Origin of the sequence: Cupriavidus sp. UYPR2.512 (assembly GCF_000379565.1) — a bacterium.
GTDB lineage: Bacteria > Pseudomonadota > Gammaproteobacteria > Burkholderiales > Burkholderiaceae > Cupriavidus.
Genome location: NZ_KB903076.1, coordinates 56,939 through 67,783, shown reverse-complemented (window position 1 = coordinate 67,783; position 10,845 = coordinate 56,939). Strand labels below are relative to the sequence as shown.

Sequence of the window (10,845 nt, the reverse complement as noted above, 5' to 3'; positions counted from 1 at the left end):
GAACTGGTCGCCGCCACGCCGGGCGCATGGATGCCGCAGCAGTTCGAGAATCCGGCCAATGTCGACGTGCACGNGCGCACCACCGCGCAGGAAATCCTGAATGACTTCCCCGAGGGGCTGGATGTGCTGATCACCGGCGTCGGCACCGGCGGCCACCTGACGGGCTGCGCCCGCGTGCTGAAGGACAAGTGGCCGCAGCTCAAGGTCTTTGGCGTCGAGCCGGTGGCCTCGCCCGTGATCTCCGGCGGCGCGCCGGCGCCGCACCCGATCCAGGGCATCGGCGCGGGCTTTATCCCGAAGAACCTCGATACCTCGTTGCTCGACGGCGTGATCCAGGTCGACGCCGAGCCCGCGCGCGAGATGGCACGCCGCTGCGCGCGCGAGGAAGGCATCCTGGTCGGCATCTCGTCCGGCGCCACGCTGGCCGCGATCGCGCAGAAGCTGCCCGAGCTGCCGGCCAATGCGCGCGTGCTGGGCTTCAACTATGACACCGGCGAACGCTACCTGACCGTCGAAGGGTTCCTGCCCGCCTGAGCAGGCATGAGCGCCCGGGCCTTGCGTCCCGGGCGCTCAGAGCGCTTCGTTGATCTGGAAGCAGACCCCGCGCGTGCGCCGCCCGAAGCCGGCATCAAGCCGCACATTGACACGCGGCTTGAACTCGAAGCGGTAGCCGATGCCCGCATTGGGCAGCCAGTGCGCCGAGACCAGGTCACGGTTCATATCGCGAACGGCAGCCTTTCAGCGCGACGACAGGCCGTGCCGCTTGTGCCAGTCCGCCAGCGATTCTTCCGGCCAGGTGCCGCAGTGCACATGGCCTTTGCCCTTGGGCACGTCGACCCAGGGCGCGACAGATTCCAGCGCCGCCTCCACCACCTCCGGCGGGCGCGGCAGCGGCGTATCGATGGCCGACGCATGCGGATGCACCAGCTCCGGCCAGCGCGGGTCCCAAAGCCACAGCGCGCTGCCGCATTTCACGCAGAAATGCCGCTGCGCCGGCGAGCGCCGCGCGCGCTTGCCGGGTTCGCGCAGCACGGCATGATAGATGCGAAGGTACTTGCGCCCGCGCACGCGTAGCGTGGCCGCATCGCCGCCGAGGTTGATCGCGTAGCCGCCGCTCCCCGCCGTCTTGCGGCAGATCGAGCAATGGCAATGCATATAAGGGCAGGGGGAATCGGACTCAAGCGAGAAATGGATGGCGCCGCAATGGCAGGAGCCGTCTAGATGCATGGTGTGGCCTTTGCTCGATGGCGTTAAGGGCAGTCCATAGACTGTAGAAAACCCCTGGCAAAGTGCAAAGGCGGCGCTGAGGGCTACAGCGCCTTGCGGAACGTCAGGTTGATGCGCAGCCGCCCCAGCAGCGGATGGTCGCCATCGGCCAGCGGCGCCACGCCGTGGAAGGCCAGCCGCGACGGCCCGCCCCACACCACCACGTCGCCATGCGCCAGCCGCACCCGCTGCGGACGGTCCGCGCGGCGCATGCCGCCGAACAGGAACACCGCGGGCAGCCCCAGCGAGACCGAGACGATGGGCGCGCTGAAATCGCGCTCGTCGCGGTCCTGGTGCAGCGAGAGCCGGGTGCCCGGCTCATAGCGGTTGATCAGGCAGGCATCCGGCTCGAAACCGGCAAAGCCTGCTTGCGCTGCGGCGGCGGTGGCGAGCTGCCGGAAACTCGCAGGCATCTCCGGCCACGGCTTTGCGCGCAGCGGATCGACGGGGTCATAGCGATAGCCGCGCGCGTCGGAGACCCAGCCGACCGTGCCGCAGTTGGTCATGGCCACCGACATCTTCAGGCCGCCGGGGGTGATCATGTGCCGCCAGGGAGCGATGGCGACGATGGCCCCGACGTCGGCGAGCAGCACTTCGGCGTCGGGCCGGGCCAGGCCGCGCAGGACTACGGCGCCATCGGCGAGGGGGTCGACGGTGGCGGTGGCGGGGCCACTCGGTGGCAGGTCGTCGAACAGGTCGAAAGTCATGGCGTTGACGATTGCGGGCGCTTCGGCGCGGTCAGGCGATCGTGAGTTCCAGCCGCTTCCCAAGCGCCCGGAAGGCTGCCTCGATCGTGTCGATCTTGGTCGCATGCTCGAGGTTGACGATACGCTGCACCTCTTGCTTGCGCGTATTCAGCCGGCGTGCCAGTTCGGCCTGTGTGACGCCCTGCGCGATCATCTCGTTGAGCAGCAGCACCTTTGCTGAAACGCTGGCCGGAAGCTCGATCAGATGCTGGCTGCGTTTCGCCCTGGACGGCAGCGGCACCGGGCGTCCATCCTCGAAGTAGAACTCCATGGCCGTGGCCAGGGCATCGGCAGCCATTTCGCACGCCTGCTCGATGGTATCGCCGCAAGTCAGGGCTTCCGGGATATCGGGAAACGAGACCGTAAAACCGCCGTCGTCCGGGACGACGTTGGCAGGGAAACGCAGCATATCTGTACTCCTTTGGACGGCGAGGGCATGTCGGGACGTGAGGTCGATGACTCATGACAGGCCGAGCTGCTTGAGAATCGCCTTGCGCAGCCCTTCACGGATTTCATGGCTGGGATGCCGTGGCAGCGTGGACTGCCTGCCATTGAGATACAGCCTCACATGCTTTTGCTTCGTCGCTGGAGGTGGCGTCCTGTCCGGCGAGCCAACGCCGGAATTCGCTCTGCTTTATCCGAATCCTCCTGCATCTTAGGGGACATCAAAGGTAAGCAAAAATGCTTACTGATTCTAGCAGCAAAAGTGCTGAAAGCCAGAAACTGCCTTTGAGAAGTCAAGAAGCCCCACGATCAGTTCGTGGGGCTTCTGTCTTGTTCCACTGGCCGCGACGCCACTCCTGGTCAACGGCGCCTATCGACCCTTCTCAGCTGTTCGACCCATCGCAGCGTCACCGTCCGCCGCCACGTGGTTCTTGGGAAGCGCAGGGACTGGACCGCCGAGGCGGGCCGTGCTTTCCCGTACGATCAGTTCGGGCTCGAATTCGTTCTGCAGTTCTTCTCGCCGTGCCGTGCCTTCTATCTGCGCAATGATGTTCCTCGCGGTCAGTTCGCCGATACGCACTGGATTCGACCGCATGGTTGTCAGGGTGGGGGTGATAAGCTCCGCGACCTGCCAGTCCCCGAAACCGGTCACGGAGATATCGGCCGGAATGGACCGGCCCAGAGCGCGGCATTCGGCGATGGCGGCGACCGCGATGAAGTCGTTTATGCAGATCAGTGCGGTAGGCCGATGTGGACTGGTCAGACACGCGCGCGCCGCGGCGCGGGCCGGCTCGACCTCATAGGGAGTGGGCAGGACCAGCTCATCACGCAATGCGATGCCGTGTTCGCTGAGCACGTCCTTGACGCCTTCCAGCCGCTGGACCGACAGATGCTGAGTGTTCAGCGGCCCCGGGAGGACAGCGAATTCGCGGTGCCCAAGGCCTACCAGGTAGGCGGTCAGCCGCCGCATCGCGAGCCGGTTGTCGTAGCCGACCGTAGGATGGCTGCCTTCGCGATCCGTTGCCCACATCAGCACATAGGGGACATTGTGCTTATGGATAAGAGAGAAGACTTCGGGATGGTGCTGCGAACCGATGATGGCGATGCCGTCCACGCGCCGCTCCAGCAGTTCGCGCGCACAGCGCAACTCGATTTCGCTGTTGTCGCGATGGCACGTCAGAACAACGGTATAGCCGAGCGCTTCGAGCTGCTTCTCAAGGGTGTCCACAGCTCTTGCGTACAGCTCGTTCATCAGCGTCGGCGCAATGATGCCGATGGACATGGTCCGTCCCGAACGCAGGATCCGGGCAGCGGCAAAGGGCACATAGTCGAGGCTGGCAATCGCTTCCTGCACGCGCTTGAGGGTCTCTGGGCGCAGCAATTCCGGTGCTGACAACGCGCGCGATACGGTGGCGGAAGACACGCCGGCAAGGAGAGCGACCTGTTTCACGTTGACCATATTCGGCATGCCTCGAAAACGAAGGGGACGAGCAAGGTTGGAGTGAAGGATGAGCCTGTCCACGGGTCGCATTGTATCGCGGGGGGCAAGTCCGCGGGGCAGGAACGCCACGCAAGCGCCGGTCGCGGCAAATGCGGCCGGCGCTTGCCGCGGCTAGTCGAGCCGCACCTTGGCAGAGTCCGCCACCTTTTTCCATTTGGCGAGTTCGGCGCGAAGGAAGGTGTCGAACGACTCTGGCGTGCCGCCGACGATCTCGGCGCCCTGAGCCCGCAGCTTCTCCCGGATATCCTGATATTGCAACGCCTTGTTGAACTCAGCATTCATCTTGCTGATGATGGCCGGCGGCGTTCCCGTCGGCACCATGAAGCCGCCCCAGGATACGGCCTCATAGCCGTTAATGCCCAGTGCTTCGTCTACCGTGGGAACATCCGGCAAGGACGGTAGGCGCTTCTTGCTGGTGACCGCAAGCGCGCGCAGCTTGCCGCTTTTGACCTGCGGCATGCCGGCCAGGGCCGTCGGCAACGCGACATGGATCTGGCCGCCCAGCACGTCGGTCAACGAGGGGCCGTCGCCCTTGTAAGGGACATGCGCCATCTTGACGCCCGCCATGGTATTGAGCAGTTCGCCCGCGAGGTGGTTGCTCGCCCCGTTGCCTGCCGAGCCGAAGGTGATCTCGCCAGGCTTATCCTTGGCCACGGCGATCAGTTGCTTCAGATCCTTGATGGGTGAGTTCGCCGCCGTGACGATGATGAGCGGAACGGTAGTCGCCAGGATCACGGGCGCGAAATCCTTGACCGAGTCATAGGGCAACTTCGAATAAACCGCAGGATTGATCGCATTCGGACCAAGGTTGGCCATCAGCACCGTATATCCGTCCGCGGCCGATTTCGACACCAGTTCGTTGGCGATGATGCCGTTGGCGCCCGGCCGATTCTCGATGACGACGGATTCTCCCCAGGCCTGGCTAAGCTTTGCGCTCAGCAGCCTGGCGGTGACATCTGAAGCGCCGCCGGGCGGATAGGGCAAGACCACGCGGACCGGCTGGGCGGGCCAGTCCTTGGCCGCAGCGTGCTGCCAACCGGAGATCGCTGCCAGGCAAAGCAGGGCGGCGGACGCTTGTCGTAGATATCGATGCATGATGGGGTCTCCTGTCTCCTGATGCGATCCTGCTTCGGGATCGCGCTTGTGCTACCTGCGGTTCAAATCGTTCCTCCCTTGCGCAATACCGAAATCCGGTCCGCGGACCAGCCGAGGTCGCGGCTCAGGATGTCGTCCGTATGCTCGCCGAGCACTGGCGGGGCACGCCGATACGCGACGGTGGAGCGGGAAAACTTGATCGGGTTGGCGATCTGCGGTGCGATCGCTCCGCTTCCATGGGGAAGCGAGAACACCATGCCGCGCGAGCGCACCTGCGGATCCGACAAGGCCTGCGGAATCGAATGGATCGGTCCGCACGGCACGCCCGCGGCTTCCAGGTCGACCAGCCAGGCTGCCGTGTCGTGGCCACGAAATCGGTCCGCCAGCAAGGAGACCAGGCCCTCGCGGTGCTTCAGGCGCGCGGCGTTGGTCGCGTAGCGCTCGTCGCGTGCCAGTTCGCCCAGGTCCAGTGCGGCGCACAGGGCGCCGAACTGCCGGTCATTGCCGACTGCAACGATCAGCGCGCCATTGCTGGTCGCGAACGATTGGTACGGCGCGAGGTTCGGATGGGCGTTACCCCAGCGTCGTGGCTCGGAACCCGCTACCAGGAAGTTGGAAGCCTGGTTCGCAAGCCACGCGACCTGCGTGTCGAGCAGGCTCATGTCGATGTACTGGCCGCGCGCGCTCTCTACCCGTTCGAACAAGGCGCTGACGATGGCCACCGACGCGTACATCCCTGTCATCAGGTCCGAGATAGGTACGCCGCATTTCTGCGGCCCTGCGCCGGGACGGTCGTCGCACTCGCCGGTGATGCTCATGAGCCCGCCCATGGCCTGCACAACGAAGTCGTAGCCGGCCCGGTGACTGTACGGCCCGGTCTGTCCGAAGCCGGTGATCGAACAGTAGACCAGGCGTGGATTGAGCTCCGCCAACGTGTCGTAGTCGAGGCCATAGCGCCGCATGTCGCCGCATTTATAGTTCTCGACGAAGACGTCGGCCGTCTTCGCCAGTTCGCGGAGCACGGCCTGTCCCGCCTCGCTGCTGACGTCCACGGTGATCGAGCGCTTGCCACGATTGGCACAAAGAAAATAGGCCGATTCAGCCGTCGGGGTGCCGTCTTCCCGGGCCAGGAAGGGCGGCCCCCAGGCGCGCGTATCGTCCCCGCTGCCGGGCCGCTCCACCTTGATCACGTCGGCACCGAGGTCCGACAGCAATTGGGTGCTCCACGGTCCCGCAAGGATGCGGCTCAGGTCGAGCACCCGGATGCCTTCCAAAGGTCCTGCCATGGTCTTGCCTCCTGTGAATGCCAGAGCGCTTCAGCTCGGGTCGAACAGTACGCCGGGATTCAGGATCTGCTTAGGGTCGAGCGCTTGCTTTGCCGCCTTCAGCGCGGTGCAGAACAGCTCTGGCCGCTCCTTGTCATACCAAGGGCGATGGTCCCGTCCGAGCGCGTGGTGGTGCGTGACGGTGCCGCCGGCGTCCACCATGGCCTGTTCGGCCACCCGCTTGATTGCCAGGTACTGCTCGGGAATACGGGCCTTGTCCCCATAGGCAAACCAGGTGAAGTAGGGCGCGGGGCCGTCCGGATACAGGTGGGTGAAGCGGCACGTAACCGAGCCCGGGCGGCCCGTCACTTCGCGGATGATGCGATGGGTCTCGTTCTTGACGTGCTGGTGAAGCGCGGCGAAGCGGTCCCATGTGACGGCTGTTTCCATGGTTTCGCGCATGACGCCGCGTGCAATGGCGTACTCGCGCAGATAGGGTCCGCGCAGGAACTTGTTGCGCCAGCTTGCCGTGGCCGAATCGGCACCTTCCTCCTTGGCTGACGGAGCGGTATCCCAATCGCCGGCGCATGCTGCGCAGATCTCCAGCGCGCGCGCCATCCACGCATCGACCGGGTGATCCGCCGACTCGAAGCCCAGCACGAGGATGTCGTAGGTGCCGTCGCTGGAGCCGGTGTAGGCTGCCTCCTCGCGCTCGACCAACCGCGCGTTCGCGGGGTTCAGGCCAGACTGCGACAGCAGCCGCGTCGCCTCCACAGCCTTCGCATAATCGCGGAAGCGCACCGTGGTCTGCTTGCGGAAGACCGGGCGGCGGTGCAGTTTGACCCAGGCCTCGGTAATGATGCCAAGCGCGCCCTCCGAGCCCAGGAACAGCCGGTCGGGATTGGGGCCCGCGCCCGATACCGGAAAGCGGCGCGACTCGATATTGCCCGCGGGAGTCACGACCTTGAGGCTTTCGATGTGGTCGTCGATCTGCGTGTAGGCGGTGGCGAAATGCCCGGCGGCGCGGGTCGCGATCCAGCCCCCCAGCGACGAGAACTCCCATGCCTGCAAGAAAAAGCGCATGGTCAACCCGGTTGGCTTGAGTTGACGTTCCAGGCTCGGCCCGAGCACGCCGGCCTGGATGCGTGCGGCCTGCGAGGTCTGGTCGACTTCGAGCACCTTGTCGAAATGTTTGAGGTCGAGTGTGAGGACGCCTCGGTAGCGATCGTGCTCAGGAGGGTTCACCCCGCCGACCACGCTGGAACCGCCGCCGTAGGGAACGACGGCGAGCTGTTGGCGGCCGCACCAGTCGAAGAGATCGACAATCTCCTGTTCGGTCCTGGGATAGGCAACAACGTCTGGCGGATTCGGGAACTCCTTCCGAATGGCCCGCGCCACGTCCACCGTACCGGCGCCATAGGTGTGATAAAGGCGGTCATAGTGGTCCGTCGTGCAGATCTCGCGCAGCGTTGCAGGCGGTTGAACGCGCGGGGAGCGAAGCTCGATTTCATCCGCGCTGGGGAAGGGCATGGCCTCGAAATGGTCGACGCCTAGCAGCCGGCTCCACGCCGCCTCGAACTCCGAGATTTCCTCCTGCGTGACGGTGTCCCCTTCATAGCCCCAGCCATAAAACTTCCGACGGCGTTCCTGCATGTCGATGTCTCCTTGTGATCTTCGTTCAATGTAATCGATTACATTTGAGTGCAAAAAATATTGCACAGCCGCAGCATGGATGGAAACATTGGCAATGCAATCGATTACATCAGTCTAGGCGAAGGGAGAACGATGTCAAGGCGGAAAAGGGTGATCTTCAGCAGAAGCGGGACGACGATGAAGACATGGGCTGAAGCGGGGCAAGGGATTGAGGGCTAGGGGCACGGGTGGGCGGCCGCGCTGCTGTCGTATCCGGAGTCGTCGTGCGGACCCGCTTGCGTGCGGACCCGCTTGCCACGAATCACGCCGCGCAAACTCTGCTGCTTCCTTGCGGCATGCCCGCATGGATACAGATGTGCTTCAACTCGGTGAAGTCGGCCAAGGCGTCGTACCCGTGGAGCCGTCCAAGTCCGCTCTGCCGATAGCCGCCCGTCTCTGCTTCGGCGAACAGGCGGTTGTGGTCGTTGACCCAGACAGTGCCGTTGCGCAAGGCCCGCGCAAGCCGCATGGCACGCTCGCCTTGTCGCGTCCACACGCTGGCGGACAGGCCGAAGACGGTGTTGTTGGCTTTTGCCAGTGCCTCTTCTTCGGTCGCGAAGGTCTCGAGTGTGGCGAACGGACCGAAGATCTCCTCTTGGCAGAAGAAGGCATCGGGGTCGCTGTGTTCCACCAGCGTGGGGCTGAGGAAGGCGCCACGCGCGAGCGCGCCGGTTGGCATGGCGCCGCGCAGCAGTACCGAGTCAGCCTCGTCGCAGGCGCGTTCGACGAGGGCGCCGATCGCTGCGCGCGTCGGGTGGTCGATCAGCGGGCCGATTTGCGTGTCCGGCTCGATGCCGGGCCCGAGGCGAAGCGCGGCAAGGGCCGCAGTCAAGTGCCCGCGCATCTGCGGTGCGATGGCCTCGTGTACCAGTATGCGGCGCGCCGCCGTGCATTGCTGGCCCGAGATGATGGTGGCCGCGAGCGCGAGCCGGTTGGCAACCGCCTCCGTGTCGACGTCATCGAACACCAGGCAGCACGATTTCCCGCCGAGTTCGAGCGAGAGCTTTTTCACGCTATCCGCGGCGGCAATCATGATCTTCTTGCCGGTCGCGGTAGATCCGGTAAAGCTCACCACATCCACGTCGTGCGAACGCACCAGGCGGTCCGATGCGGCATAGCCCGTTTCGCAGACAAGATTGACGGCGCCGGCCGGCAGGCCGGTCCGCTCGAACAGGCGCAGCATGGCCGCCGTGAGTAGCGTGGTTTGCGCAGCAGCCTTGACCACTGCCGTGCAGCCGGCGGCGAGCGCCGGTGCGAGCGAGCGCACGAGCAGCACCGCGGGCGCGTTCCAGGGGGCGATGATGGCGGCGACGCCGGCCGGCTCTCGCAGGATGGTCGATATCGTGCCGGGCTCCGGCTCCAGCACGTGGCCCGGAATGTGCCGCGCCAGCCCGGCGTAATAGCGGACTTCCGAGATGGCGGCGCCGATCTCGCCCCGGGCCTGCGCGATGGGCTTGCCATTTTCGGCGGTGAGCAGTCGGGCCAGGGCCTCTCGCTCTCCTTCGAGCGCGCCAGCCCAGGCGAGCAGCACATTCTGCCGCAGGCGGGCATCGTGGCCCCATGTCGTGCGTTCAAAGACGTGCCGCGCGGCGGCGATGGCACCGTCGGCTTCCGTCGTCCCGCCGTCGGGAAATTTTCCGATCAGGGTTCCGTCCGCGGGGTTGATGCTATCGGCGGAAGGCTCGCCGGACCACGTGCCGTAAATCCAGTGTTGCGCGTTCATTCGTTGTTCTCCTTGGTCGAGTCTGGACTGTCGGAAGACGCAGCGGCATGCGACGCGCGCTGGATCTCGCCGGAAATGATGCCGATCAGCGCTTCCGCAGCAGTGCTCGGCGCGCGGCGCGGGTGACTGATGCGCACGATGTGCCGGACCAGACGAGGGGCGAGGATGGAGTGCGCGCGCAATGTGCCGTGGCCTACCGCGCGCTGCACCGCGATGCGGGGCAAGATGGTCGCCATGTTCGTCGACTCGACCAGCTTGACGATCGTGCCAAGCGCGTCGACCTCATATTTCGGTGTGAGCATCAGGTCGAACTGGTGCGCCGCGCTGTCGAGAACGCCGCGCAGGCCGTGGCGTTTGGTTGGCAGGACCAGTTCCAATTGGGTAAGACTGGACAACTGGACCGAGGGGGGCAGGTCCAGGCCGTGGGCGGCGCTCGTTGCCAGCACCATTTCCTCGTCCAGCAGCGGCCGGGAATCCAGGGACAATTGGGCGCGTGGCTTGTTGATGATGGCCACATCCAACTGGCCGCCCGCTACCCAGTCGATCAGCGTCGTGCTGTAGCCGTCGGCCACGGTCACGTCCACGTGCGGGTAACGTGCTCGGAAGCGGGCGAGCGACTCGGCGAGCGCGCCCTCCGCGATCGAGGCGATCAAGCCGATCGTGATACTGCCGGAAATGATCTCCTCACGTTGCACCAGTTGTTCACGCGCATGCGTGATGTCGCGCATGATGGGCAGGAACAGCCCGTACATCTGGCGGCCTGCCCGGGTCGGCGACATGCCGTGCGCGCCTCTTTCGAACAGCTTTTGATTCAGCTCTTCCTCGAGTTTTGCGATCTGCATGCTCAGTGCAGGCTGCACGATATGCAGTCGCCTGGCCGCTCGCGTGACGGAGCCATCCTCGAACAGCGCAATAAAGTACTGGATTTGCTTTAAGTCCATGTGCCCGGTGTGCCGCATTAATTCATCATTAACAGTGATACATGGGATCAATTTATATGAAGCGGTGATTTCGTGGCGCGTGGCGAGAATGCCGTTAAAAGCCGCTGATCGTGCATTTCATCGGGAGCAGCTGAACGAAAAAACGTGGCGCTTCCTGGGGTCCCTCTATTAG

The 10,845-nt window shown here is 64.7% G+C and carries 12 protein-coding genes; 1 reads left to right on the top strand and 11 read right to left on the bottom strand.

The window, feature by feature from the left end:
- Positions 1-534, top strand: a 534-nt coding sequence (locus tag A3A5_RS0121630; RefSeq protein ID WP_018312611.1) for a PLP-dependent cysteine synthase family protein, incomplete at its 5' end; no start/stop codon positions are given.
- Between the two features lie 36 nt (positions 535-570).
- Here A3A5_RS0121630 and A3A5_RS43490 read toward each other — a convergent pair.
- From A3A5_RS43490 to A3A5_RS0121575, 11 genes are all read right to left on the bottom strand, one after another.
- Positions 571-720, bottom strand: a complete 150-nt coding sequence (locus A3A5_RS43490; protein WP_018312610.1) for a hypothetical protein — start codon at positions 718-720, stop codon at positions 571-573.
- A gap of 18 nt (positions 721-738) precedes the next feature.
- Positions 739-1,227, bottom strand: coding sequence for a GFA family protein (locus tag A3A5_RS0121620; RefSeq protein ID WP_026200990.1), 489 nt, complete (start codon positions 1,225-1,227; stop codon positions 739-741).
- Between the two features lie 83 nt (positions 1,228-1,310).
- Complete coding sequence (gene alkB, locus A3A5_RS0121615) at positions 1,311-1,973, bottom strand: DNA oxidative demethylase AlkB (protein ID WP_018312608.1); 663 nt, start codon at positions 1,971-1,973, stop codon at positions 1,311-1,313.
- Between the two features lie 31 nt (positions 1,974-2,004).
- The gene (locus tag A3A5_RS0121610) at positions 2,005-2,421 is read right to left on the bottom strand and encodes a type II toxin-antitoxin system HicB family antitoxin (protein WP_018312607.1); all 417 of its coding nucleotides are present in this window, start codon (positions 2,419-2,421) and stop codon (positions 2,005-2,007) included.
- A 51-nt stretch (positions 2,422-2,472) separates the two neighbouring features.
- A complete protein-coding gene (locus tag A3A5_RS45780; RefSeq protein WP_369797805.1) occupies positions 2,473-2,580 on the bottom strand; it encodes a type II toxin-antitoxin system HicA family toxin in 108 nt (35 codons plus the stop codon).
- Positions 2,581-2,826: 246 nt separating this feature from the next.
- Entirely contained in the window at positions 2,827-3,915 is a 1,089-nt protein-coding gene (locus tag A3A5_RS0121605; RefSeq protein WP_018312606.1) for a substrate-binding domain-containing protein, read from the bottom strand.
- Positions 3,916-4,068: 153 nt separating this feature from the next.
- The gene (locus A3A5_RS0121600) at positions 4,069-5,052 is read right to left on the bottom strand and encodes a tripartite tricarboxylate transporter substrate binding protein (RefSeq protein WP_018312605.1); all 984 of its coding nucleotides are present in this window, start codon (positions 5,050-5,052) and stop codon (positions 4,069-4,071) included.
- 62 nt (positions 5,053-5,114) lie between these two features.
- Positions 5,115-6,338 carry a CaiB/BaiF CoA-transferase family protein gene (locus A3A5_RS0121595; protein WP_026200989.1) on the bottom strand — a complete coding sequence of 408 codons (1,224 nt, stop codon included), beginning with the start codon at positions 6,336-6,338 and terminating at the stop codon, positions 5,115-5,117.
- A gap of 30 nt (positions 6,339-6,368) precedes the next feature.
- Positions 6,369-7,970: an FAD-binding oxidoreductase gene (locus A3A5_RS0121590; RefSeq protein ID WP_018312603.1), complete on the bottom strand. Its 1,602-nt coding sequence runs from the start codon at positions 7,968-7,970 to the stop codon at positions 6,369-6,371.
- Between the two features lie 301 nt (positions 7,971-8,271).
- Positions 8,272-9,732 carry an aldehyde dehydrogenase family protein gene (locus tag A3A5_RS0121580; RefSeq protein ID WP_018312602.1) on the bottom strand — a complete coding sequence of 487 codons (1,461 nt, stop codon included), beginning with the start codon at positions 9,730-9,732 and terminating at the stop codon, positions 8,272-8,274.
- A complete protein-coding gene (locus tag A3A5_RS0121575; RefSeq protein WP_018312601.1) occupies positions 9,729-10,673 on the bottom strand; it encodes a LysR family transcriptional regulator in 945 nt (314 codons plus the stop codon). Before A3A5_RS0121575 ends, A3A5_RS0121580 begins: the two co-directional genes overlap by 4 nt.
- Positions 10,674-10,845 lie beyond the last annotated feature (172 nt).